Origin of the sequence: Nostoc sp. C052, from assembly GCF_013393905.1 — a bacterium.
Classification (GTDB): Bacteria; Cyanobacteriota; Cyanobacteriia; order Cyanobacteriales; family Nostocaceae; genus Nostoc.
On sequence record NZ_CP040272.1, the window covers coordinates 1 to 26,107 of the forward strand.

Annotated in this window: 21 protein-coding genes and 3 pseudogenes; 18 read left to right on the forward strand and 6 right to left on the reverse strand. The window is 41.7% G+C overall.

Annotation, left to right across the window (positions count from 1 at the left end):
• The 4 genes from dnaA (at position 1) to FD723_RS00020 (ending at position 7,279) form a co-directional block, all read left to right on the forward strand.
• Positions 1-1,383 (forward strand): chromosomal replication initiator protein DnaA, encoded by a 1,383-nt coding sequence (dnaA, locus tag FD723_RS00005; RefSeq protein ID WP_179063526.1) that lies wholly within the window; start codon positions 1-3, stop codon positions 1,381-1,383.
• A 388-nt stretch (positions 1,384-1,771) separates the two neighbouring features.
• Positions 1,772-4,387, forward strand: coding sequence for a PAS domain S-box protein (locus tag FD723_RS00010; RefSeq protein WP_179063527.1), 2,616 nt, complete (start codon positions 1,772-1,774; stop codon positions 4,385-4,387).
• Positions 4,388-4,577: 190 nt separating this feature from the next.
• Entirely contained in the window at positions 4,578-6,410 is a 1,833-nt protein-coding gene (locus tag FD723_RS00015; RefSeq protein ID WP_256875001.1) for an ATP-binding protein, read from the forward strand.
• 92 nt (positions 6,411-6,502) lie between these two features.
• Positions 6,503-7,279, forward strand: a complete 777-nt coding sequence (locus FD723_RS00020) for a Uma2 family endonuclease (RefSeq protein ID WP_179063528.1) — start codon at positions 6,503-6,505, stop codon at positions 7,277-7,279.
• Between the two features lie 229 nt (positions 7,280-7,508).
• Here the strand turns inward: FD723_RS00020 and FD723_RS00025 are convergent, their stop codons facing one another.
• Positions 7,509-8,930, reverse strand: a complete 1,422-nt coding sequence (locus tag FD723_RS00025; RefSeq protein ID WP_179068959.1) for an NADP-dependent isocitrate dehydrogenase — start codon at positions 8,928-8,930, stop codon at positions 7,509-7,511.
• A 359-nt stretch (positions 8,931-9,289) separates the two neighbouring features.
• Between FD723_RS00025 and FD723_RS00030 the strand changes: the two genes are divergently transcribed.
• The 4 genes and pseudogenes from FD723_RS00030 to FD723_RS00045 all read left to right on the forward strand — a co-directional run bounded on the left by FD723_RS00030 (position 9,290) and on the right by FD723_RS00045 (position 12,659).
• Entirely contained in the window at positions 9,290-10,009 is a 720-nt protein-coding gene (locus FD723_RS00030; RefSeq protein WP_179063529.1) for a GUN4 domain-containing protein, read from the forward strand.
• Between the two features lie 114 nt (positions 10,010-10,123).
• On the forward strand, positions 10,124-11,275 hold the full coding sequence (locus tag FD723_RS00035) for an ABC transporter ATP-binding protein (protein ID WP_179063530.1): 1,152 nt from the start codon (positions 10,124-10,126) through the stop codon (positions 11,273-11,275).
• Between the two features lie 158 nt (positions 11,276-11,433).
• Positions 11,434-11,604, forward strand: a pseudogene (locus FD723_RS00040) (Uma2 family endonuclease); the annotation flags it as partial.
• A 299-nt stretch (positions 11,605-11,903) separates the two neighbouring features.
• Positions 11,904-12,659, forward strand: coding sequence for a superoxide dismutase (locus FD723_RS00045; RefSeq protein WP_256875002.1), 756 nt, complete (start codon positions 11,904-11,906; stop codon positions 12,657-12,659).
• A gap of 352 nt (positions 12,660-13,011) precedes the next feature.
• Here the strand turns inward: FD723_RS00045 and rsmG are convergent, their stop codons facing one another.
• Both rsmG and FD723_RS00055 read right to left on the reverse strand, forming a co-directional pair.
• Positions 13,012-13,746 (reverse strand): 16S rRNA (guanine(527)-N(7))-methyltransferase RsmG, encoded by a 735-nt coding sequence (gene rsmG / locus FD723_RS00050; RefSeq protein WP_179063531.1) that lies wholly within the window; start codon positions 13,744-13,746, stop codon positions 13,012-13,014.
• A 96-nt stretch (positions 13,747-13,842) separates the two neighbouring features.
• Positions 13,843-14,517 carry an ABC transporter ATP-binding protein gene (locus tag FD723_RS00055; RefSeq protein WP_179063532.1) on the reverse strand — a complete coding sequence of 225 codons (675 nt, stop codon included), beginning with the start codon at positions 14,515-14,517 and terminating at the stop codon, positions 13,843-13,845.
• 315 nt (positions 14,518-14,832) lie between these two features.
• Here FD723_RS00055 and FD723_RS00060 point away from each other — a divergent pair, with 315 nt between their 5' ends.
• The 3 genes from FD723_RS00060 (at position 14,833) to FD723_RS00070 (ending at position 16,860) form a co-directional block, all read left to right on the forward strand.
• Positions 14,833-15,792: a Sll0314/Alr1548 family TPR repeat-containing protein gene (locus FD723_RS00060; protein WP_179063533.1), complete on the forward strand. Its 960-nt coding sequence runs from the start codon at positions 14,833-14,835 to the stop codon at positions 15,790-15,792.
• A gap of 175 nt (positions 15,793-15,967) precedes the next feature.
• The gene (locus FD723_RS00065) at positions 15,968-16,420 is read left to right on the forward strand and encodes a DUF3531 family protein (RefSeq protein WP_012411737.1); all 453 of its coding nucleotides are present in this window, start codon (positions 15,968-15,970) and stop codon (positions 16,418-16,420) included.
• An 8-nt stretch (positions 16,421-16,428) separates the two neighbouring features.
• Positions 16,429-16,860 carry an NUDIX hydrolase gene (locus FD723_RS00070; protein WP_179063534.1) on the forward strand — a complete coding sequence of 144 codons (432 nt, stop codon included), beginning with the start codon at positions 16,429-16,431 and terminating at the stop codon, positions 16,858-16,860.
• A gap of 1 nt (position 16,861) precedes the next feature.
• On the opposite strand, the pseudogene FD723_RS00075 reads toward FD723_RS00070, so the two are convergent.
• Positions 16,862-16,972, reverse strand: a pseudogene (locus FD723_RS00075) (toxin-antitoxin system HicB family antitoxin); the annotation flags it as partial.
• Positions 16,973-17,435: 463 nt separating this feature from the next.
• Between FD723_RS00075 and FD723_RS00080 the strand changes: the two are divergent.
• The 6 genes and pseudogenes from FD723_RS00080 (at position 17,436) to FD723_RS00105 (ending at position 21,985) form a co-directional block, all read left to right on the forward strand.
• Positions 17,436-18,833 (forward strand): annotated as a pseudogene (locus FD723_RS00080) (IS110 family transposase).
• A 77-nt stretch (positions 18,834-18,910) separates the two neighbouring features.
• The gene (locus FD723_RS00085; protein ID WP_179063535.1) at positions 18,911-19,066 is read left to right on the forward strand and encodes a DUF3285 domain-containing protein; all 156 of its coding nucleotides are present in this window, start codon (positions 18,911-18,913) and stop codon (positions 19,064-19,066) included.
• 39 nt (positions 19,067-19,105) lie between these two features.
• Entirely contained in the window at positions 19,106-19,633 is a 528-nt protein-coding gene (gene ybeY, locus FD723_RS00090) for an rRNA maturation RNase YbeY (protein ID WP_179068961.1), read from the forward strand.
• A gap of 152 nt (positions 19,634-19,785) precedes the next feature.
• A complete protein-coding gene (locus FD723_RS00095) occupies positions 19,786-20,241 on the forward strand; it encodes a diacylglycerol kinase family protein (RefSeq protein WP_179063536.1) in 456 nt (151 codons plus the stop codon).
• A gap of 373 nt (positions 20,242-20,614) precedes the next feature.
• The gene (locus FD723_RS00100) at positions 20,615-21,202 is read left to right on the forward strand and encodes an aminodeoxychorismate/anthranilate synthase component II (protein ID WP_179063537.1); all 588 of its coding nucleotides are present in this window, start codon (positions 20,615-20,617) and stop codon (positions 21,200-21,202) included.
• A 15-nt stretch (positions 21,203-21,217) separates the two neighbouring features.
• Positions 21,218-21,985: an MBL fold metallo-hydrolase gene (locus FD723_RS00105; RefSeq protein WP_179063538.1), complete on the forward strand. Its 768-nt coding sequence runs from the start codon at positions 21,218-21,220 to the stop codon at positions 21,983-21,985.
• Positions 21,986-22,141: 156 nt separating this feature from the next.
• Here FD723_RS00105 and FD723_RS00110 read toward each other — a convergent pair whose 3' ends face one another.
• On the reverse strand, positions 22,142-23,383 hold the full coding sequence (locus FD723_RS00110; RefSeq protein ID WP_179063539.1) for a VCBS repeat-containing protein: 1,242 nt from the start codon (positions 23,381-23,383) through the stop codon (positions 22,142-22,144).
• Positions 23,384-23,938: 555 nt separating this feature from the next.
• Positions 23,939-24,406, reverse strand: a complete 468-nt coding sequence (locus tag FD723_RS00115) for an NUDIX domain-containing protein (RefSeq protein ID WP_179063540.1) — start codon at positions 24,404-24,406, stop codon at positions 23,939-23,941.
• A gap of 300 nt (positions 24,407-24,706) precedes the next feature.
• Here FD723_RS00115 and FD723_RS00120 point away from each other — a divergent pair, with 300 nt between their 5' ends.
• Complete coding sequence (locus FD723_RS00120) at positions 24,707-26,017, forward strand: aminopeptidase P N-terminal domain-containing protein (RefSeq protein WP_179063541.1); 1,311 nt, start codon at positions 24,707-24,709, stop codon at positions 26,015-26,017.
• Positions 26,018-26,107 lie beyond the last annotated feature (90 nt).

The window sequence follows — 26,107 nt, forward strand, 5'->3', positions numbered from 1 at the left end:
ATGGAAATTCCCATAGAAAGTCTGTGGAGTCAGGTACTAGAGCGCCTAAAGCTTGAATTATCCCGACCTACCTTTGAAACTTGGATCAAAACTGCTAGTGCGGAGCGATTAGAAAATAATTGCTTGGTTATTCGCACTCCTAACCCATTTGCTCGTAATTGGTTGCAGAAGTATTACATCAATACCATTGCTCATGTAGTACAAGATATTCTTGGTCATCCGGTAGGAATTTACATTACTGTTGCTCAAGGTGATGAAGTTTCTCATTTTAGTGAACGAGAGGTTTCTTGGGAATTACCAAATCCCAATACTATTTCTGAAGCTGTTCCTCATCATAATCATAAAACTACTGAATTAAACTCTAAATATGTCTTTTCCAGATTTGTAGTTGGTGCTAACAATCGGATGGCTCACGCAGCTTCTTTGGCAGTTGCAGAATCTCCAGGGAAAGAGTTCAATCCTTTGTTTTTATGCGGTGGTGTCGGTTTGGGTAAAACTCATCTCATGCAGGCTATTGGTCATTATCGCTGGGAAATTTGTCCTGATTGTAAAATATTTTATGTTTCTACTGAACAGTTTACTAATGATTTAATTACAGCGATTCGGAAGGATAGTATGCAGAGTTTCCGAGAGCATTACCGAGCCGCCGATCTTTTATTAGTTGATGATATTCAGTTTCTAGAAGGAAAAGAATACACTCAAGAAGAATTTTTTTATACTTTTAATACTTTACATGAGGCTGGAAAACAAGTTGTCATTGCTTCTGACCGTCCTCCTAACCAGATTCCGAGTTTACAAGAACGTCTTTGTTCTCGGTTTTCTATGGGGTTAATCGCGGATATCCAAAAGCCGGATTTAGAAACGAGAATGGCAATTTTACAGAAAAAAGCTGAGGATGAAAATATTAGTCTTCCCCGCGATGTGATTGAGTATATCGCTTCTAACTATACTTCTAATATTCGAGAATTAGAAGGAGCTTTAATTCGGGCGGTGGCTTATATTTCTATTTGGGGTTTACCGATGACAGTAGAAAATATTACACCAGTTTTAGAACCGCCTAATGAAAAAATGGCAGCTACCCCAGAAGCTATTTTAAAGGTTGTGGCGGATAATTTTGATGTTTTAATAGACGACCTGAAAGGTAACTCGCGCCGAAGAGAGATTAGCTGGGCGCGTCAAATAGGGATGTATTTAATGCGTCAACATACATCCTTGAGTTTGCCGAGAATTGGCGAGGAATTTGGTGGTAAAGACCATACAACGGTGATTTACAGTTGTGATAAAATTACCCAACTTCACCAGAGCGATCGCACTCTAGCACAAACCCTACGCCAACTGAGCGATCGCATCAATATCACTAGCCGTTCCCAAAAACCATCATAAAAATAGATGAAGTTTTCCACAACCCGCACTCTGAATAATTGGTTTAGATGGCTCAAGAATTAGTCAAGAATTAGTCAAGAATATTAAGTAACGTATAAAAATTGATTAAATTTAACTGAAATTGTGGAAAAAACTGTGGAAAACTTAGTATTTTCCTAGTTAAAATTAATTAAGTATAATTACCTTGTGGAAAAATATCAGAGTTTTTCCACAAGTTTTCCACAGATGTAAAGCAACTTGCCTAACGACTGCAACTGAACTGATTCTAACCTTGACAAATGGTTCACCCGATTGGGTGTATGCGATCGCAACATCCAGAACTACTCTGAAAGTAGAGCCACTTTTTTTTGCTGTTAGTGATCGTGCCGACAGCTAAAAAACTTTCACAATGGCTATGATTGCCTTGAATATTATGCCAATTGCTTATATATCAAAGGGTCTAAGAGTGGATGAAACTGTAAAATCACCGCATAAAGCAGATTTTTCACCAGAGAAGATCACTCTCTTGGAAACAACTGCCGCCAATTTACCGGGGATGATTTTTCAAATCCTGCAACGGCAGGATGGTTCTATATTTATCTCTTATATTAGTTCTGGTTGTAAATATTTGTATGAATTAGAACCAGAAGCTATACAGGCAGACTATCAGGTGCTATATAAACTGATTCATCCACAGGATATACAAGCTTTTGTAGAATCTATTACTGTTTGTCGCACCACTGGTAAACCTTGGTATTGGGAAGGTCGGATCGTTACGCCTAGTGGGAAAGTTAAATGGATTCAAGTTACTTCGCAACCCGCAATACAAGAAGCAGGCAATTTGCTTTGGAATGGCTTAGTTATGGATATTACAGAGCAAAAACAAGCCCAAGAAAAATTGCAAGCGTGTGAGGCGCGCTATCAAGCCATTTTAAATGCTATCCCTGATTTGATGTTTCGTATCAGCCGTGATGGCGAGTATCTAGATTTGAAAAGTGAGGGAGCAAATGTCACTCTTTCGCGAGAAGAAATAGTTGGCAAACATTTAGAAGAGTTATTACCTAGTGATGTTGCAGCTATTAGCCAAGTAGCGATCGCTAAAACTTTAGATTCTGGAACTTTGCAAACTTGTGAATATAAACTACCAACGCCTTTGGGAATCAGAGATTATGAGGCGCGGTTGGTAGTAAGTGGTCAAGATGAAGTCCTAGCAATTGTTCGGGACATCACAGATCGGAAACAAGGAGAAGTCGCTTTACAAAATCTTGCCCAAAAATTTGCCAAAGCTTTTAGTTGTAGCCCCGATTCAATTACTATTAGCACCTTACAAGAAGGATGTTTCATCGAAGTTAACGATAGTTTTGTAGAACTCTCAGGTTATGAACGAGATGAGGCGATTGGTAAAACTGCTTTTGAGTTAAATCTTTGGGTACACGATCGCGATCGCCTGAATTTAGTACAGGAGTTGCAAACTACAGGAGTTGCTCGGAACTTGGAAATTGAATTTCGGCAAAAGTCCGGCGAGATAATTACAGCGCTGCTTTCAGCCGAAGTCATTGATTTAAACGGCATTTCCTGCATTTTAGCAGTGCATCACGACATTACAGAACGCAAACAGGTAGAAGCACAATTACGCCTTTGTGCCCAACGCGATCGCTTGTTGGCAGAAACCCTAGTACGAATTCGCTCTTCCCTTAACTTAGAAGAAATTCTCCAAACCACCGTCACGGAAGTCAGGCAATTTCTGCAAGCAGATCGAGTTTTCATTGCTTTAAACAATGCCAATTTGGGAATCAGAACTCTTGCCGAATCAGTAGATCCCAAGTATCCATCAGTCTCAGGGTGGTCTACTAATGATGAAGCTTATCTACAAGAATTACGAAACTTACTAAAAGATAATTTCGTGCGTGTCGTTGAAGACATTACGCAACTAACCATATCTCCGAAAGTCAAAGCACACTGCGATAAATTCCAAACCAAAGCTAGTCTGGCTATACCAATTATGCTAGATGACGAATTATTTGGGGCATTAATTGCCAATCAATGCTCCCGTGCGCGTCATTGGCAGCCAATAGAAATTGATTTGTTACAGCAGATGTCAGAACAGGTAGCGATCGCCATTCACCAAAGCCAGATATACCAAAAATTAGCAGAACTTAACACTAATTTAGAACACCAAGTAGAAGAACGAACAGCACAATTGCAACAGAAAATGCAAGAAGTTGAAAACTTGCATCGCGTCAAAGATGTTGTTTTGCATACTGTTGCCCACGATTTACGAACTTCGGTGATGGGTAACTTGATGGTGTTAAAGAATCTGTTAAATCAGGGAGTGGGGAGTGGGGAGCAGGGAGCAGGGGGCAGGGAGCAGGGGGAAAATTCCTCTCCTCTGCCCCCCGCACCCCGCCCCTCTACCTCTTTCCAATCCCCAATCCCAATATCTCGCTCAATTATCGAGCGGATGATTCAAGGCAACGATCGCCAACTAACAATGATTAACTCATTGCTAGAAATTAATTCCTGTGAAAAACAGGGTATGGAAATCAAACACGAACCTGTGCAACTTAGCACCCTAATGGGAGGAACATTTGCCCAGTTGGAACCAATGCTGACACAAAACCAAGCTACTCTGAAGAACTTGGTTCCTGCCGATTTACCGTTAGTAATGGCAGATGGGACTAAGTTGCAGAAAGTTTTGGTAAATTTAATTACACATAGCTTGCACAATAATCCACCAGGATTAAACTTTACCCTCAGTGCCACCGTTGAGGCGGGAATGATTCGCATTCAGATTCAAGATGACGGTGTAGTAATGAGTAAACTAGAGTGCGATCGCCTCTTCGATCTTCACGTCCGCGATCCCCAAGACTGTTGCTCTACAAGTATTGGCTTAAAAATGTATCTTTGTCGGAAAGTTATTAAGGCGTATGGCGGCAACATTGGTGTTATTAGTAACCGCAAGCGTGGATTAACTTTTTGGTTTACACTACCTTTAGCAACTTCATCTGCAACAATTCACCCATAAATCACCAAAAAATGAGAGGGTGTTAATTATGGCAATATAAAACCTCTTGCAAAAGTGCTTTTTGCACTCTTGTGGGAAAAGGGTAAAGGTTAAAGGGTAAGGGTGAAATACAAAACCTTTACCCTTTCCCCCTTTTCCTTTTCCCTACTTCTGCAAGAAGTCTATTGAGTAAGGGAAACACCCTCAAGGTATGGGCAAAGTTGCTCGGATGCTAATGGCTACTCCATTTAGAACAGTGCAAAGCTGGTGGAGAAAAACCTTTTCTGCACCAACAACAGATGAAATCACTACTCTTTACAAAGATTGGCGTAACCGTTTTTTGTGGCAGAGATTACGTTTATGGTTATGGCTAGCGCTGATTTGTCTGTTGTCTTTTACTTTGCGAGACATTTACGGCTTGTTTTTCCCTTTTCAAGAGTTGGAAAGTCTGCCAGAAGTACTTAGAACTCAACGCCTTGTAATTAATATTGCAATGCTGGCAAGTATAATTATATGCTTTGCCTTACATAAGACTAAGTTAGGTCGTCATCATCCAGATTTATTATTTTTGGGGTCTTCTTGGTCAATTAGTCTAGCATCGCAGTTGTTTGCAACTCTTAGAGGTTTCGCACTACCCGATACCATTGGTTGGTCGCTGCTGTTTTTGAGCCAAGCTGTGTTGATGCCCGTTTGCTGGATTCTTCACTTGTTGACTCAAGTGAGTGTGCTGGTTTACTATTTTGGTGTGAATACGGCACTTGGACTAAAAACACCAATCCCCGAACATCCAGAAATATATAATGTAACCTTCATTTTATACATTTTTTGGTTTTGTATTATATGTGATATCGGTGTTTATCTGTACGATCGCCTGCAACGCTCTGAGTTTTACGCCCGTCAAGAACTAGAATTTGCCTATCAGAAACTCAAGGTTGCAGAAGCTAAATATCGCAGCATTTTTGAAAATGCCGTTGAAGGGATTTTTCAAAGCAGTCCCAATGGTCGTTATATTACAGCAAATCCTGCTTTAGCACGAATTTATGGCTATTCCTTACCGGAGGAAGTGACAGCAAATTTCACTGATATTGAGCAATTGTACGTCGATCCGAACCGCCGGGCAGAATTTGTGCGCCTGATGGAAAAGTATGGCAGTGTTTCGGAATTTGAGTCCCAAGTTTATCGCCGAGACGGGAGTATTGTCTGGATTTCGGAAAAAGCTTATGCAGTGCTTGACGAACAGGGAAAACTCCTTTACTACGAAGGTTTGATAGAAGATATTACCCAGCGTAAGCAAACTGAAGAAGAACTAAGAGTATTTTTCCATGCCGTTTCCCACGACTTACGCAATCCAGTGCTTGGTACTTTAATGGTATTGAAGAATTTGCTAAATCAGGGAGTGGGGAGTGGGGAGCAGGGGGAAAATTCCTCTCCTCTGCCCCCCGCATCCCGCCCCTCTGCCTCTTCCCAATCCCCAATCCCCGTTTCACGCTCAATTTTAGAGCGGATGATTCAAAGTAGCGATCGCCAACTGAACTTAATTAATTCGTTGATGGAAACTCATATTAGCGAGGTGCGGGGTGTTGTTTTGCAATATCAATCAGTACAATTACTGACAGTTGTCAAAGCTGCGATCGCTGATTTAGAGCCATTACTAGCACAAAATCAAGCCAAGCTGACAAATCTGGTATCCGCAGATTTGCCTTTGGTGAATGCCGATCCTACGCAACTATGGCGAGTTTTTTCTAACTTAATTGTCAATGCTTTGAAACATAATCCCCCTGGATTGCTCTTGACAATCAATGCTACCCGTAAGGATGACATGATTTACTGTACTGTCAGTGATAACGGCGTAGGAATTAGTAAACAACAAAGCGATCGGCTTTTTGACCTTTACTTTCGGGGTGCAAATATCGGCAATTCTGTAGGCTTGGGATTAGGGTTGTATTTGTGTAAGCAAATCATCCATGCTCACGGCGGTGAAATTGGTGTCAACAGTGCATTGAATGCAGGGGCAACATTCTGGTTTACCTTACCTATTAGCTGAGTGGAGTACTGGTTTTATCTAATACTCATTCCTCAATGCCTCCATAGCCATCCTAGAAACGATAAGATCGAAAATAAATTCATGCTGTGTTTATGGCAACCCAACTCAGCCAAGCCAAATCACCAAAAGAACTGGTAATCACCTGGGAAGCCTTACCCAAGGATTTTCAACTAGAGGATGAACCAGTGGAGAATACAGGTCAGCCGCTTTTGGCTGGTGCTTTGCGTGAAAGCCTAGAAATCAGTGGATTCATTCAACCCCAGATGTTGATCGCTTCTAACTTTGGTCTTTGTGCAACAGTCAACGGGCAATTTATCGCCAAAGCACCTGACTGGGTTTATGTGCCATTGGTTAATGAAATTGTGGGTAATCGCAAAAGTTATACACCCAATTTAGAAGGAAATATCCCCGCGATCGCTATCGAATTTTTATCCGATACCGAGGGCGGAGAATATTCAGTAAAGCGAAGTTATCCACCGGGAAAATGGTTTTTCTACGAGCATATTTTGCAGATTCCTATCTACATCATTTTTGAACCTAATGGCGGTTTATTAGAATATTATCAACTAGAAAATCAACGCTATGAGTTAAAGCTACCCGATGAAAATGGTCGTCATTGGATTGATGCAATGGGCTTATTTTTGGGAACTTGGCAAGGAACAAAAGAAGGGCGAACTGGTTATTGGTTGCGCTGGTGGGATCAAGCTGGGAATTTGTTACCGTGGGCTGTGGAACAGATTGAACAAGAACGCCAACGCGCTGAACAAGAAAGTCAACGTGCTGAACAAGAACGTCAGCAAAAAGAAAGACTAATTGCTTATTTACAATCTCAGGGTATTGATCCAAATAATTTGCCCCAGTTCGAGTAGGGGCTATTTACCATCAAAGAATGATATAGCGTTTCCAGGAAGCGATAAGATCAAAAATAAATTTATGCTGTGTTTACGACAACCCAACCCAGTCAAGCTAAGGGGTGGCTCTTGAACCTTCCCCCAAAAATATCAAAATTGCTACGTTAATACGAGCTAGAGGATGTAGAAACCTCTAGCTTAGTAGTTCGTTCAGCGTGTCGCAGACAAGCCAGCTAGAGATAGTTCTTCATTCAAAATGCTGAATAATTGCCTCAGCAAATTCAGAACATTTTAATGGTTCAACTGGTGGTTCTAGCAACCGGGCTAAATCGTAGGTGACTTGACTATTTGCGATCGCATCGCTTAAACCTTTCTTAATTAGGTCTGCGGCTTCTTGCCAACCCAAAAATTCCAGCATCATCACACCAGACAAAATCACTGAACCAGGATTGATCCGATCCAATCCGGCGTGTTTGGGTGCAGTGCCGTGGGTAGCTTCAAATATGGCACTAGAGTCACCAATATTTGCCCCTGGGCCCATTCCCAATCCGCCAACAATGGCAGCAGCGGCATCAGACAAATAATCGCCGTTCAAGTTCATCGTCGCCAGAATCGAATATTCATCCGGTCTGGTTTGGATTTGTTGAAAAATACTGTCAGCAATCCGGTCATTCACCAAAACTTTATCTTTCCATTTGCCCTCGCCGTGGGTTGACCAAATTGTGTTAAGAACAGTTTCGACTTCCTTGACAACTTGCGCTTTCTTGTCTGGGGTAAGATTATCAAACCCTGGCTCAATCTGGCGGGCGTTTTCTTCCAAGGAAATATTCGGATTTTTTTCCTTGTTACTCAAAATCCAAGATTCCTGTTCAGTGACAGTTTCTTGGCGAAATTCACTGGTTGCTAGTTCATAACCCCAGTCGCGGAAAGCGCCTTCGGTGTACTTCATAATGTTCCCCTTATGCACCAAAGTCACTTGTTGCTTATTTTTGGGCAATAGCAAGGCGTGTTTGATAGCACGTCTAACTAGGCGTTGGGAACCAGTTTTACTGATGGGTTTGATGCCAATACCAGAATCAAGAGGAATGCGTTTTTTCCCGTGTTCTGGGGTGGCGGGGATTAGTTCTTCGTTAAGAATCTTAATTAAGCGATCGCCGATTTCGCTACCTTGTCGCCACTCAATCCCTAAATAAATATCTTCTGTATTTTCCCGATAAACAATTACATCCAGCTTTTCGGGATTTTTGTGGGGTGAGGGTGTACCTGCATAGTAACGGCAAGGACGCACGCAGGCATACAAGTCAAAAATTTGCCGTAATGCCACATTTAAAGAACGAATTCCCCCACCAATGGGAGTAGTCAAAGGCCCTTTAATAGCTACACCATATTCTTCAATTGCCGTGAGAGTATCTTGAGGTAAATACTGATAAGTACCGTATAAATCGCAAGCTTCGTCTCCAGCGTAAACCTTGAACCAGCTAATTTGACGCTGACCCTGATATGCTTTAGCTACCGCAGCATCGAGGACTTTTTGGGTAGCAGGCCAGATGTCTATACCTGTGCCGTCGCCGCGAATAAAGGGGATAATTGGATTGTCCGGTACGATAGGTTCACCATTTTTGAAGGTGATTTTTGCTCCGGCTGCGGGGGGGGTAATCTTTTCGTACATCATTCACACACTCCTAATCGATACGCTGCTATTCAAAAAATCTTTATGTGGCAGGCTTGTATTTTGGGTACTGGGGATTGGGTATTGGGGATTGGAAAGAGACAGGAAGTGATTTTTTCAATAATTCACCCTTGTCCTCCATGTCCCTTCAGTCGTAGTCCCCAGTCCCTAATCCCTAGTCTCCAGATTTTCCCCCTATTCCCCTTGTACATTATTTGGGGATTAAGTGTGAGATTTCAGTGAAGCGATCGCAATTTTGTACGATCAAAAATAGTAAACTACTTTTCGCTATCAGTGCTTCACTTTAGAGAAGCCCAATAGCTTACCGCTCTTTCACTGACCGCTAAAACGAGAATGGCATGACAGACCCAATGATTTTATCAGACCCGGCAAATGACATCGACTCCCTCCGACGACCGTTAATCGCTGGGTCTGAAAAAGTCCAACAACAGATAATCCCACAGTTAGCTGAGTTGGGTAATGAGGGATTAGACGTGTTGATGGAATTTTTACTGAAACGACGTGAAAACCCAGCGACTTGGGTTGATGGCAAAGCTTACCAAGTTCTTTATAACTCTGATGCACCTCAAGCCAAAGAATTTCTGCGCTCTTCTTTTCCTGAGGGAATTGTACCTCTAAAATCAGAGTGCGGGATTAACTACAATTCTTTGCAACAGCTACTTGCTGCTCAAGACTTTCAAGCAGCTGATCGCGTCACCATCGAAAAAATGTGCGAACTATCAGGGCCAACGGCTGTACAACGAAAATGGTTGTACTTTACTGAGGTAGAAAATACCTCGGCTGTTGACTTGCAAACCATTAACAACCTCTGGTTAGTCCACTCGGAAGGTAAATTTGGCTTTTCAGTGCAGCGAGAAATCTGGTTGAGTTTGGGTAAAAATTGGGAGAATTTCTGGCCGAAAATTGGCTGGAAAGCAGGTAATACTTGGACGCGATACCCTAACGAGTTTACCTGGGATTTGAGCGCCCCTAGAGGTCATTTACCCCTCTCTAATCAACTCCGGGGGGTACGAGTCTTTGCTTCTTTACTCTCTCACCCAGCTTGGACAAAGTTATGAGTTAGAAGTTATTAGTTATGAGTTGAAGAGGTTTTTAATTTAAAACTCAAAACTCAAAACTTAAAATTCCTAACTCCTAACTCCTAACTCTTAACTCTTAACTTTAATCAGATAATGGCAAGTGTTCGTCTAGAAGATATTAAGCGTAGATTTAACAATGTCACTGCGATCGAGGATATTACCTTTGAAATTCCTGATGGCGAATTTTGGGTTTTAGTCGGGCCATCGGGTTGTGGTAAGTCTACAATTTTGCGAACGATCGCTGGTTTAGAAACCGCTACATCTGGCAAACTATTTATTGGCGATCGCTTGGTGAATAATATCCCCGCCAGACAACGAGATGTGGCGATGGTGTTCCAAAACTACGCTCTCTATCCTCACATGAGTGTGGCGCAAAACATCGGCTTTGGCTTGCAAATGCGGAAGGTTGACCGAAAAATCATTCAAGAACGAGTGATGAATGTGGCGCGATCGCTTTCTTTGGATCACTTGCTGGATCGTAAACCCAAACAACTTTCTGGGGGACAGCAACAACGGGTAGCATTAGGAAGAGCGATCGCTCGTGAACCCCAAGTGTTTTTACTTGATGAACCTTTATCTAATTTAGATGCCCAATTGCGCGATGATACCAGGGCAGAATTGAAACAGTTACATCAAGAATTAGGCATTACAACTATTTACGTCACTCACGATCAAGTTGAAGCGATGACTTTGGCTGATAAAATTGTCGTGCTAAATCGTGGACGGATTCAACAAATCGGCGATCCCCAAACTATTTATGCAAGTCCTGCTAATCAGATGGTGGCAAGCTTTTTAGGCAGTCCGCCAATGAATATTCTGCCTGCAATCTATAAAGATAATGGTTTTGATGTCAGTGGACAGTTATTAGTAATTCCAGCGGATGTCAAGGAAAAATTAAATTTGCGTCAGGGATATAGTTTTGATTTGGGGATTCGTCCAGAGCATATTTTTATTAACGAATCGCCCTCCGGGTTCACAGTCGCCTACGGCGGGAAACCCGCCTACAGCGCTGATTCACCAAAACGCCAAGAAGGAAATGAGAGTCAGCTGATTGTGGAAGTGAAGGTGGTGGAACCTTTGGGAAGGGAAACTTTGATTCGTGCTGGTTTACCTGGTTCGGCGGTGGTATTGAATATTCAGGTAGGTGGGGATGTGCGTCCGCGTCCAGGCGATCGTCTTTCTCTGCAACTAGATTTAAATCAGTTGTTTATATTTGATCCCAAAACTGGGGAAAGAATATTATAAGCGCTTCGGAGTGTAAAATATAATTGTTTTGTGTGCGATTGTTGTAATTGGTGGCGAGGGATAGGTTAGCGATCGCATCCAGAATCATCACCACACCGCCGTTAATCCAATTTTTGACCGTAACTCTGACCTTGCCCTTGCGTCGTGCGATGCCTGCGGGTAGCAAGGAATTGATAGGCGACCCCAAACAGCCAACAATCACAATTTACTCTTTAAGTGATGAGGGTGAATATCGTGGTAAACAGTTTAGAGGAGACGACCGTATAGAGTCGCCAACATTTCCAGATTTAAATCTAACTGTTGAACAAATATTTTCAGTGCGTTATTGATTAATTAGACCGTAACCGCCACAGGCAACGTACTGAAAAACGCTCTAAAAATCCTGTAAAAAATAAAGAATCACACCAGTACTGTCTAAAATCGTCACTAGGCAGTTATAAGTTACTAAAGGTGCGATAATATTTGAAAGTTTTCAATCGGTTTCTGAATTTTAGTACTTAATATTACAAGTCTAAAAAAAGTTTCTTAAACTGCCAGCAATAATCGCCAATTCCCAATTTTTTGTAGCCATAATCTAAGAAAATAAAAACTGCAATAGAGACTTAATCAATTCGCGGCAAAAACTTATATGACTATTAATCGACGCCATTTCTTGTTCATATTCACAGTAGGTGCAGGTGCTTTTGCATTAGATGCTTGTGCATTAGCAGAAAAATCTCCTGAGGGTAATACTGCAATTCCCGATACAACACCAAATACAACAGGTGCTATCCAGCTGCCCCCTTTAGCTTACGCCTACGAAGCACTGGAACCACACATCGATGCTAAAACGATGCAATTTCACCACGATAAACACCACGCAACCTATGTGAAAAACCTGAATGCAGCCTTAGACAAACACCCAGAACTCAAAAGTAAAACTGTTGAAGAACTGTTGCAGAAACTTGACAAAGTACCACAAGATATTCGTAAAACAGTACGTAATAATGGGGGTGGTCATGTTAACCACTCAATGTTCTGGAAAATTATGAAGCCAAAAGGTGGGGGAGAACCAACAGGAGATATAGCCTCTGCTATTAATAAAAACTTTGGCTCTTTTGCAGCTTTCAAAAAACAGTTTAACGAAGCTGGTGCTGGTCGTTTTGGTAGTGGTTGGGTTTGGCTAGTACGTAACAAAAATGGCAAGTTAGAAGTGACAACTACAGCTAATCAAGATAGTCCTTTAAGTGAAGGCAAATATCCTATCCTGGGTAATGACGTATGGGAACACGCCTATTATCTCAATTACCAGAATCGCCGCGCCGATTATTTAGATGCTTGGTGGAACGTGGTTAATTGGGATGAGATTAACAAGCGGTTTGCAGCCGCAAGTAAATTTGCTTAAACATTGAAACAAGGATAAAAGCAGGAAGAGAGAGAAAAAATAAAAACTTGATCTCCACTCTTGCCCAAATAATTTGTAATTACTAATTACGAATTACAAAAAAAAATTGTAGGTTGGGTGGAGGCTTTGCCAAAGCCAACATCCTGATATATGTTGGGTTGCGCTCCGCTCCACCCAACCTACGTCTAATGCTGATATACCCTTTATAATTCACGACGGTTCAGTTAAGGGCGACCGGCAAAAATTTTGTGTTTTCGAGACACGATAAATCGCCGTCTCTACAAGTGTTTTGGTCTTATCTGAACTATATTGCTTTATAATTACGAACTACGAATTACGAATTACGAATTAATTAAAGAGGCTTTTGGGTAGGTACACCAATAGCACGGGGAAACTGAATTGGTGTGGTAGCTACCTTACGCAAATAGACACAGTGGCGGATGCTGTGACTCAGGGGTGTTGTAAATTTTTCGATTGATTCAATCACGCCACCCAACTGCTTCACAGCATTCTGCAAACCAGTTGTTTCATCCTCTGTCCAATTACCGCGATAAATTATGGCTAAACCTCCCTGTTTGAGCAGTGGTAGGGTATATTCTGCACATACCGAGGCTGCACCGACAGCACGAATCAATGCAATATCGTAAGCTAATCGATGCTGGGGATGATGACCGATTTCTTCAGCCCTACCAACGATAGTTTTAGCATTGCTAAGGGCAAGTTCAGTTAATAGATTGTCGATAAAAGCAATTTTTTTCCGAGTGGAATCGAGAAGAGTAATTGTGCAATTAGGTAGAGTAATTGTCACTGGAATACCTGGAAAACCCGCACCTGTACCAATATCAATGAGAGCAGGGGAAGCAGTAGAGAAATTTGCTGATAACAGGGGTGCAATTCCTCGTAGAGAATCCCAGAGATGTTTTTCCCAAAATTCTTGGGTGTCAGTGATGCGAGTTAAATTTAGTTGGCGATTACCTTCTAGGATTAACTCATAAAGCTTTTGAAATTGCGCTTGCTGTTGGACAGTTGGTTGCCAATTGAGGGTTTGCTGCCAGATTTCTGCCATCTCAGGCAATAAGTTTGTCATTAGTCATTGGTCATTAGTCATTGGTCATTAGTCATTGGTCATTGAGTTATGGGGTATAGTTATTTTCCTTTTCCCACTTTCCCTTCTGCTCTTTTCTCACACTGTCGGTAGAGGTTCTTTAGCTTTGGCTTCTAGTGTCTTTGGATCTACTGATTCTAGTTCACCGTGGTTGAGTGTCCAGCAACGGTCTGCGATCGCTAGCAAATCCCCAGCATCGTGTGTCACTATCAACAGTGTCCAATCTTGTTTCAATTTCGCTAATAAATTTACTAGTTGCCGACGCATTGACCAATCTAACCCAGCTGTGGGTTCATCTAATAACAGTAAATTTGGCTGGCGAATCAATTGCACTGCCAAAGCTAAACGTCGTTGCTGTCCGCCACTCAAAGCATGAGGAGCAACGGAAAGCGATAAATGCTCTAATCCCACCTCACTCAGCGCTTGTCTGACTCGTTCTGACCCTAACTCAGGATGTCCTAAACGCAATTCTTCTAAAATCGAACCACCGCAAAAGTGTCGCTCTGGAAACTGAAATACCAACCCAGCCAATTGTTGTAGCTGTTCGGCTATCAGTTCTTGTTCCCGCCAGAAGAGTGCGCCAGTTGTAGGTTCGGCTAGTCCCGACAAAATTTCTAGTAAGGTACTTTTACCTGAACCACTTGGGCCAATAATCAGACCTAGCTGCTGGGGTGCTAATTCCAAGTTGATCGATTTGAGAATCGCTGTTGGGCACGCTGTAGGATGATAATTTACATTTCGGAGATAGAGCATTTGTTAAGATTACCAAAAAGTCAGCAAATTACTGATTAACTACACTGAGAGTATCTAGAAAATTCTGGAAAAATTTATAGCGTATTATCTGCCTTAACACCTTAATATCGCAGCAAGAATCATTTACATTTTCTCTATTGTGGCAGACTCACCCTGAAACAGTGCTGAGTTCTGAGTGCTGAGTGATGGAGATGAAGGAGAAATAACTCCTGCCTCCTGCCCCCTGCCTTTCTTCGGTAAAATTAAACTTAACCATTTTTTGTATTCTAAGTAACACATACAACTATTTCAACCGCAATTATTCTGAGGGTTAAAATGACTAAAAGGTGTTCTTCTCCTCGATTAATAGTGTCTGCTCAACTCACTACCTTTGTTCAGACTGCTTTTGCAGCTGCGATCGCCTTTGGCGTTGCCCCTTGGGTAATCGCACTTAATTTTTGGGTAAGTCCTTCTCTAGCTGGCGATCCCTTTCGCGATCGCGAACCTCATCAAATTGGCGACCAGACAGAAGCAGCTTTTAAAGCAATTTTCCAACAAGGTAATTATCCAGTAGCAGATCGTTATCTACAACAAGCAATATCCAAAGAGCCAAACGAACCTCTAGCTTATGCCATAAAGGCATCTTTAGCATACGGAAATAAGGATTGGGCTAAACTCGACACCTACAGCCAGAAAACTTTAGAAACTGGACAAAAACTAATTTCTAGCGATCCGTTGCGTGGTAATTTATACACTGCTGTTGGTCATTTTTTAGAGGGTGCAGTAGTTATCACCCGCCAGGGTACAGTCAAGGGTGTACCGCAAGCCTTTAGTCGGTTGCGACAAGTTTATGAATATTTAGATAAAGCCGAGGCAATCTCTGCCAACGATCCCGAACTAAATTTAATCAAGGGTTATATGGATTTATTATTGGCGGTTAATTTGCCTTTTGCTAGCCCAGATCAGGCAATTAGACGGTTAGAACAAAATGCTGCTCCCCAGTATCTAGTAGATCGGGGTGTTGCTCTTGCTTACCGGGATTTAAAAAAGTATCCACAAGCACTAGAGTATGTCAACCGAGCAATAAAAACCACATCCGATAATCCAGAAATTTATTATCTCAAAGCCCAAATCTTGAAAGAATTGGGGCAAAAAGAAAAAAGCCAGCAGATAACCCAGGAAGCGATCGCAAATTTTGACAAAGCATTGACTAAAAAATCCCAACTCCCAGGCGATTTAGTCAAACAAATTGAGAGTGAACGCAAAAATGCTGTTAGCCTTAACAATCCTGGGTAATTGGGTATTCGGCATTCGGGCATTGCGAAAGAGGAGGTAGGAAGCAGGAGGCAGAAGTTCTTTAATTTTGAATTTTGAATTTTGAGTTTTGAATTGATTTCTCCCTACTTACCATTCCCCACTCCCTACTTTGATATGCTTATTTGCAGAACATTAATTGAGATATTAGACCAAAATGGAGATTCAGTTCCGCGAAATTAATCCTTTTGATATGTGGATTTGGCTGAAATTCAGCACAAACCCTTCTGCGCGTGAAAAGCAGTATGTAGAAGAAGTTTTCAACTCCTGGTTTTATCTGGGTAAATTGGGTGCATTTAATGCAGAGAATCTTCAGGTGCAGGACACTGGACTCGATATCAGCTACATGAATTATGATGAACAAGGTTATGACAAAAGCCTACTAGCACTGATGCACAACATTGGTGAGTTTGAATATGAGGGTCAGTGGGGACGTTGTTGGTTTGACTTAGGAACCAGTGATGCGATCGCATTGGATATTTTAATCAACGCTCTCACACAGCTAAGTCAGGAATATGTCACCATTGAACAATTGTACATCGGTGGCGAAAATCCCGATTGGCCTATTGAGGATAGTGAAAGTCGTCCTCAGTCTATTTACGATAATTAGTTATAAAAATGAATAAAGCAGGTGAAATTCGGGTAATCGCTTTGGGGCTAATTCGGAATGGCGAACGCATATTTCTTTCTGAAGGCTACGATCCCGCAAAACAAGAAAGATTTTATCGGGCTTTAGGTGGTGGTGTTGAATTTGGCGAAACCAGCCGCGCCGCCTTAGAGCGGGAGTTTCAAGAGGAAATTCAAGCAGACTTAACGAATATTAAATATCTCGGTTGTATAGAGAACCTGTTTATATTTAATGGTAGGCAAGGTCATGAAATTATTCAGCTTTATCAATGTGACTTTGTTGATTCTAAATTTTATCAACTGGAAAGTTTAGTTTTTTCCGAATCACCACATCATAAACATAGAGCGTTATGGATAGATATTTCTCGCTTGAAATCAGGAGAATTCAAATTAGTACCTGAAGTCTTTTTTGAATATTTATAAATCATCTGGAAATCGCACTCAGCAAAGACACAATATACTGGTTGAGACTAACCCCTTCGCGTTCAGAAGTCTCAGCTAAACGCCGATGTAAAGATTTCGGCATCCGTAGTAAGTATCACTCTTCTGTTACTTTTCGGGTATTCTGAATAAAAGAATCAAAAGAAAAAACTCTGGAAAGTAAGCAGGGCAATGGATGTAGAATTACAAATCCTAAAACATTTGGCGAGAGACGCTCACCCAATAGTTGCAATCGTAGATGAATATTGTCTTGCTTATCTCGGATAGTGACAGAAGCTGTTTACGGACGCTATCGCTTCCGTTATGGATGGAAGAAACAAAATTAAGATGCACCAAAAAAAATTACACTTTTATTGTGTCCTGAAAGTTTTGACCGATCCCCCAATGGTGCAAAATCGCCCGTACAGAAGCTTGGTTCTGGGTTGAGACGGTTATAAGATTGGTGAAATGGTTGCTGCCATTATCCCGTTTAGGAGACTGTATTCATCCGTCAACCCAGGTCAGGACACACCTCCAATTGCTAGTATGACTCCGCATTCGTGAGGAAGCCTTTGATGATGAAAACACCAAAGTCCAAATCCCGTTTACATCAACCAAGAACAAATAAAACTTCTGACTTAAGACCAATCAACCCAAATGCAGCGGGTATTGATATCGGTTCAGAATTTCACGCTTGTGAGCGTTCCAAAAGAGAGAGCCTCCGAAAGTGTCAGACGTTTTGGCTGTTACACTGCTGACCTGTATGCTCTAGCTGATTGGTTAGCTCTTTGTGGAGTGAAAACTGTAGCAATGGAATCAACGGGGGTATATTGGATTGCGTTGTTTCAAATCTTGGAGACAAGGGGCTTTGAAGTTAAACTTGTCAACGCCCATCACGTTAAAACATTGCCTGGACGTAAAACTGATATTTTAGACTGTCAATGGTTGCAACAATTACATAGTTACGGATTGTTGTCTGGTTCTTTTCGCCCAGAAGACCAAATTTGTGTATTACGGAGTTATATCCGCCACCGAGATAGTCTCATCAAAAGTGCTTGTGTTCACATTCAACGGATGCAAAAAGCTTTAACCCAGATGAACGTGCAACTGCATAAAGTTGTTAGCGATATCACTGGTACTACTGGTATGGCAATTATTCGAGCTATTGTTGAAGGAGAAAGAAATCCACAAATTTTGGCAGCTAAAAAGCATCACCGCGCTAAACGCTCAGAAGCAGAAATTGCCGCCGCCCTGAATGGTGATTATCGCAGTGAGCATGTCTTTGTACTCCAACAAGAACTACAACTTTACGATGTTTATCAAACTCAGATAGCGGACTGCGACCGCCAAATACAGGAGTGCTTGGCTCAATTTAATGACAAAGTTAATCTTGATGAATCTCCGCTTCCGCAACCAAAACATCCTCGCAATAAACCTCAAGGCAATGAACCCGATGCGTGATTTACGTACCCATCTTTACCGAATTAGTGGCGTAGATTTCACTGCCATTGATGGTCTTGGTATCCTTACCGTACAAACCATTATTTCTGAGGTTGGTTTAGATCCTAGCCGATTCCCAACTGTTAAACATTTTACTTCTTGGCTTGGTCTTTGCCCTTGCAATCGCATCACTGGTGGTAAAGTTAAAAGTTCTCGAACTCGCTTGGTAGTTAACCCTGCTACCAATGCTTTCCGAATGGCTGCACAAACAGCTGGCAAGAGCAATTCTGCATGATTGTGCTTTTTATCGTCGCTTACGTTCTCGCCTGGGTACACCTAAAGCTATCACTGCTACTGCTCATAAGTTGGCACGAATTTTCTACCGACTTTGGACAACAGGAGGTAACTATCAAGATATTGGCATGGATTATTATGAGCAACGTTACCAAGAACGAGTCATCAATAACCTCCAGAAAAAGGCTCTAGCTTTAGGTTTTGAGCTTACTCCTCAGCCCCAAGCAAATACTGTTTCTTAGGAGAGGGATATGGGCGATCGCAATTCTGTGTCCAGACCAACTGTTACAGTTATAAAAGAGTATGTAGACAAATAACTATGAGCAACTCACCTTCAACAGAATCCCAACCTAGCTACGTAAAACTCGCTATGCGAAACATGGTGCGGAAGGGTGGAACTTCCCTAAAGCATTTTGCACTGACTGCCGTAGGGCTTTTAGCTCTCCTTGTTGGTCTTGCTTATCTTACTCACTAACAACAAACCGTAAACCTCAGACAAGGAGGCTATATGCCCCTGAGAGTTGAATTATATGTAGAAGAGTATTTTTATGAGTTGTCCCCGACAACATCTGTAAAGATTGAGGACACTCATGCCCGAATTACTCCTGAAACTTGGGAAAACTGGTTTAATCACTGGTTAGAAATACTTCACCCTCAAATCCCACCAGCGCCAAGTTATGAAATCGGGTTGCGTTTGACAGATGACTCGCAAATTCAAGAACTAAATGCCCAGTATCGTCAGCAAAATAAACCGACAGACGTTTTAGCATTTGCTGCTTTGGAGGTGGATTTTCCTCAAAGCAAAGAAATGCTTGCCTCTGTACCATTATATTTAGGTGACATTATCGTATCTGTAGATACAGCACAACGACAAGCCCAACAACAGGAACATAGCTTACCAACTGAGCTAGCCTGGTTAGCTGCTCATGGTTTATTACACTTATTAGGCTGGGATCATCCTGATGAAGAAAGTTTGGAGCGAATGTTAGAACAGCAAGTAAAATTGCTGAAGGGAATAGGTATTGCTATTGACATAGAATAGCAGTAATTATGTATCCCTTAATGTTAATTTGGGGTAATACTTTTATAATACTTTTGTGCAAAATTGCTTAAAGATTGCCTCAAAGTTAATTTCGCCATTAAGATCGGCGAATATTCCCACTGTAGCAACTCTGTTCTTGTGTTTTTAAGTCTATGTCCCAAAAAATTTCTTCATCACCAACGCCCACCTCGTTACAAACACTGGTGTCTAACGAACGGGAATTTTCCTGGAAAGTAGCCTCTAATTTATTTGTTAGTTTTAAATATGCCTGGGCTGGAATCAGCTATAGTTTTCAGACTCAACGTAATTTTCGCATCCACATCAGCGTTTGTGCAATGGCGATCGCATTAAGCGTATTTTTGCATCTGCAAGCGGTAGAAATAGCGGTAATTGGGATAACTAGTGGTCTAGTTTTGGCATTAGAGTTACTAAATACAGCGATCGAGTCCGTTGTGGACTTAACCGTTAAGCAGACATACCATGATTTGGCAAAAATCGCTAAAGATTGTGCTGCTGGTGCAGTGCTTGTCTCTGCTTTGGTAGCGATGCTAGTAGCTAGCATCCTATTACTCCCACCTCTCGTAAAGTTAATTATATCGGCTTTGTAGACGTGATTTGCATAGGTGTCGCCCAACCCAGGCATCGCCAAATTACTCAGTCAGAGGATTGCACTCTGTCTACCCTCCTTTGGAGAACATATTGAAAATTTAAATGTTGCGATGTCTACAACGGGCTATGACGCTCGTTCGCTCTTAGCGTCTCCCTTTGGGAGAAGACTCGCTAACGCTTCGCTATCGGCGTCGCGCCAAGCATCCTGACTAAAGGTTTACTTGGTAATCTTTATAAAGTGGCCATAGAGTAGCCGCTTAATGCCTACGCGTCCAGATCAGCGTTATTTTTATACCTAGCCAACAAATAGTATGAGATACTTGTCTATGCTTTTTGCAACTGATAAGTGCTAAAAACCAGGAGTGATGAGCTTTGATTATAGTTATCGACAATTACGACAGTTTTACATATAACTTAGTGCAGTACTTGGGAGAATTGGCAGCAGAATTCCCAGTGGCAGATGATATTAAAGTTTTTCGTAACGACAAAATATCCATAGATGAGATTCGGGCATTAAAACCGCAAGCCATAGTTATTTCTCCTGGGCCCGGTCGCCCAGAAGATGCTGGCATTTCTTTAGAATTGATTGAACAGCTAGGACAAGAGTTACCTATTTTGGGTGTTTGTTTGGGACATCAAAGTATTGGTCAAGTGTTCGGTGGTAAAATAATTCCGGCTCCAGAGTTGATGCATGGCAAAACCTCTCAGGTGTCTCACACTGGGGTGGGGGTTTTCCGGGGATTAGAAAATCCTCTAACTGCCACCAGGTATCATAGTTTGGTAATCGAACGTGAGACTTGCCCAGATGTGTTAGAAATCACCGCTTGGGTTGAAGATAACACCATTATGGGAGTGCGACACCGGAACTATCCTCACATTCAGGGCGTCCAGTTTCACCCAGAGAGTGTCCTGACATCTTCAGGAAAACAGTTATTGCGAAATTTTCTGGAACAGTTATAGTCAAGAGCATAATTAATGAAACGACGACAGTTGATGGGCTATGCTGGGGCGGGGTTGGTAACAGCTTTGCTTACTACCTTGGGTTCTGAATCTCAAGCTGACGCACAATCTAGCGGTTTATCAGTCCAGTGGTTGGGTCATACTTGTTTTCTTTTTACTGGTGGTGGTGCGAAAATTCTCGTCAATCCATTTCGGACAGTCGGCTGTACTGCTAAGTATCGTCCACCAAAAGTTGCAGCAGATTTGGTACTGATTAGCAGTCAACTGCTGGATGAAGGGGCTGTGGACATACTACCGGGAAACGCAAAACTCATCTACGAACCAGGAGTTTACGAGTTTAAAGGCATTAAATTCCAAGGAATTGCCATAGACCACGATCGCAAAGGTGGTAAGCAGTTTGGCTCAAATACCGCTTGGAGTTGGAAGCAAGGCGGAATTAATATCGTACATTTAGGCGGAGCCGCTGCACCCATTTCTATTGAGCAAAAAATACTTATGGGGCGTCCCGATGTAGCATTTATTCCAGTGGGAGGCAGTGCAAAAGCCTACAATGCTGAAGAAGCAAAGCAGGCTGTGCAAGTATTAAATCCCAAGTTGGTGATTCCGACTCATTACCGGACACAAGCTGCTGATGCTGCTAAGTGCGATATTTCGCCACTGGATAATTTTCTCACCTTGATGCAAGGTACGCCAGTGCGGCGTAGCAATGGAGATAGTATTTCCATTAGCCCTGGTAAATTGCCGGAAAAGGGAGAAATTCAGGTTTTAAGTTACAAATTTTAAGAAGAGTAGAGACGCGAAATTGTACTTCGTCCCGCTACGCTAACGCGTCTCTACATTAGACATCTCCATAAATTAAATATGCGTTATCCAGAACCCTTGTAGAGACGTACCAGTGCTACGTCAAAACAATTCTTTTTCGGAGATGTCTATTTAGTTTTAGAACGTATACCACTGTGGGCCAAGCTTATCTGCGTCGCTGATGGGAGTCTCAACTGCTGTTGTCTCATTAATAGTCCAAATGTTGTCTGTACCTGCTGTCTGATCGCGCCAGTAGATATCGGTCTTACCATCGCCGTTGAAGTCACCAAGAGATGGGGTCAAGGCTGCGTTATTAGTAGGTAGGAAAGCTTGAGTTGCAACTGTTGTGCCATCCATCAACCAAGCGGTGTTCTCACCAGTGGTTCCATTGTGCCAGAAAATATCGGTCTTACCATCACCGTTGAAATCACCAATTTTGGAAGTCCAGGCTGAGTCAAGTGTCCCTAGAGCGCCTTCTGTGACTAAGATGCCTCTCATTGTCCAAATCTTGTTCTCACCTGTTTGAGTGTTTCTCCACAGCAGGTCAGTGCTTAAATCGCCGTTGAAATCGCCAACGCTAAAAGTCCAGGCTGCATCTTGAGATTGCAGGGCAAATTCAGTTTTTTGTGTACCATCCATAAACCAAGCGCTGTTATCGCCGGTTGTTGGATTGCGCCAGAAGATATCACTCTTACCATTGCCATCGAAATCAACAATGGTAGGAGTTAGTGCTGGGTCTGTTTTATCTAAAACAGTTGCACTCAGAACAGTGGTGCCATCCATCTCCCAAATGGCGTTCTCACCAGTTGTAGCATTATGCCAGAAGATATCGGTTTTGCGATCGCCATTGAAATCCCCAATCTGAGGAGTCCAGGCTGGGTCAACGGCAGTTAGAGAAGCCGCAGTCGCAACTTTGGTTCCATCCATCAACACAATACTATTCTCGCCGGTTGTCTTATTGCGTAATAAGAAATCGGTTTTACCATCATTGTTGAAATCGGCAATTTTGTAATCATAGGCCGATAAGTCGAATTTACCTAAAGAACCCTGTTCAACAACTTTTGTCCCATCCATCAACCGAATAATAATCTCACCGGTTGTAGAATCGACCCAAACTTTGTCTGTTTTACCATCACCATTAAAGTCAGGAGTAATCGCTGCACTAGTTAGGTAAGGATTAGGATTAGGATTTGCTGAGTTGGTGACAGACTGATTCACCACTCCAGTTTGTAGTTCTTGTGAGGAACTCTTACTCCAAGTTCCCAAAGTAGAAAGTGAATCATCAAGAGAAGTCGTTAAAGTATTTGATTTTTGAAAAGAGGCTAATCCTAATGCAGATGTATTCAAAGATGAGGGTGAGTAATTTTGATTTTCAGGCATGGTTTATTTTTATCGTTGGTTGTCATATTTTTGTAACTTTTTTTGGCAATCTCTTTCTGTAATGAAATAACATTTGCCGGGGCTTTAAGATTTCTTTATAACTATTTTTTATTTATTAATGTCATTCTTTGAAGATAAATATCTGTTTGTTTTAAATGATTGCTAGGAAAATTTCAAGTCCTATATAAGCAATCACAAGATATTTTTTTGTATTTTATATATATGATGATTTGTAGACAAAATTTATTTATTTCATCTATTTTCTTTGACATTTAAATGTTGCATCATAAATCTGTATCTTTAGAGGATGTTTTAAAAATATTGGGTGAATAGAATGATGCCTCCGGCACGCCAAGGGCGAACGCTACTACACAAACATAGACGCTTTGCGGCTTCCCGCAGGCTAGTCCACCTCCGTGGACTAATACAAATTAATCTACGGAGGTGGGTAAAGTCTCGTTTATCTGAGACTTACAGTCGCCCAATGAGTAATAGGCGGAGTATCTCCGCTCCGCTCCTAAATTCTGAATTATTCTTCATTTTTTTGGCAATTTCTCAAGTATTGGCTGCATTTTCAGTATTTTTTATCTTGTGAGCAAGTTTAGATAAAAAATAACCTTGTCCACCAGCTAGACTTAAATCTGAGCCATCCAGTTTAACCCAATAAAAATCAAAAGCTATAGGGTTTTTACTAGTACTTGAATGTATTTCCCAATGCTGCCAAGTAGATGGTGTAGACTGAGTTAATTCGAGGTGGTAAACATAACGTTCTTGAATCTCATCACGATCAGGAGCCATGTTGTATTGATAAATACCCAATAACTCAAGAACACGAACTCCCTTAACACCAGATTCTTCATAAATTTCTCGCAGCACAGCTTCAGATGGCTCTTCATTGTCTTCAACTGTACCAGCAGGTACTTGCACACCAGCTTCAGGAAAATCAGTATGTGTAAACACCATTAATTGATCGTTTTTGGTAATATAAGCGATCGCTTTTTTTGTTGTAGGTTGAGTAGACATATTTTTATCATGTGTGTTGTTAGATTCATGAAATACCAGAAATAAAATAAACGTTGAAAAATTATTTCATTTCAGGAATATCCTAAATCATTCGATAACAACAAGATCCCCGACTTCTTAAAGAAGTCGGGGATCTGAGTCTTTCGAGATAATTGATTATTCTCTAATGATTTTTGGCTAGAGTGGAAACAAATATTGGTTAGAATAACTGAGATTAGTAACTATTAAGAGGCCTGAACTGTGCATCTACTAGTTGCTAAAAGTGTAAAATAATACAATTTATTCATAAAAACATCAACTATGCAAGCAGAATATCGGCAGCGTCGCGAGCAGTTAATGGCAAAAATTGGTGATGGTACAGCCATTTTTCGCAGTGCGCCTATGGCAGTAATGCACAACGATGTAGAGTATGTTTATCGCCAAGACAGTGATTTTTTCTACTTGACAGGTTTTAATGAACCACAGGCAGTAGCAGTTTTAGCGCCGCATCATTCAGAACATCGGTTTGTGCTTTTTGTCCAAGCAAAGGATCGCGAAAAGGAAGTATGGACTGGCTATCTTTGTGGGGTAGATGCAGCGAAGGAAATTTATGGTGCTGATGAAGCGTACCCCATTAGTGAATTAGATGAAAAGCTACCGCAGTATTTAGAAAAAGCTAGCCGGATTTACTATCATTTAGGACGCGATCGCAATTTTAATGACCAAATCATCAGACATTACCAAAGTTTATTGCGGACTTATCCGAAGCGCGGTACTGGGCCAATCGCTATTGAAGATACTGGCCCAGTCCTCAATAGTATGAGATTGATCAAAAGCGAAGCTGAAGTGGAATTGATGCGTCAAGCAGCAGCGATCGCTACAGAAGCACACAATTACGCCCAAGAAATCGCCGCACCTGGACGTTATGAATATGAAATACAGGCGGAGATGGAACGCATCTTTCGAGTCCGGGGTGGCTTAGGGCCAGCTTATCCTTCCATTGTGGCTTCTGGTGTGAATGCTTGCGTACTACATTACATTGAGAATAATCGTCAAATGCAGGATGGAGAATTACTGCTAATTGATGCCGGTTGTGCTTACGATTATTACAACTCTGACATTACCCGAACATTTCCCGTGGGTGGTAAATTTACGCCAGAACAAAAGACGCTGTATGAGATTGTTTTGGAGGCGCAAAAACAAGCGATCGCTCAAATTAAACCAGGTAATCCCTTCAAATTAGTTCACGATACAGCAGTTCGCGTCCTCACGGAAGGTTTAGTTGAACTTGGCATTCTCAAAGGCGAAATTGATAAGTTAATTGAAGAAGAGAAATATAAGCCATATTATATGCACCGTACCAGTCATTGGTTAGGTTTGGATGTCCATGATGTAGGGGTTTACCAGCATGGTGAAGACAAACCGCAGATTTTGCAACCAGGTCAAATTTTGACGGTAGAACCGGGAATTTATATTGTGCCAGATACCAAACTAGCAGAAGACCAACCAGAGACCGATCCTCGATGGGTTGGTATTGGCATTCGGATTGAGGATGATGTGTTAGTTACATCTGATGGATATGAGGTATTAACTGCGGGGGTTCCTAAAGCAGTAGATGAGATAGAAAGATGAAACATTGGGGATGGTACACACCATCCCTAAACCCCGGCGATTGAAATCGCGGCTATACAGACAAAACCCACCTACGTGGGTTTGAAATCT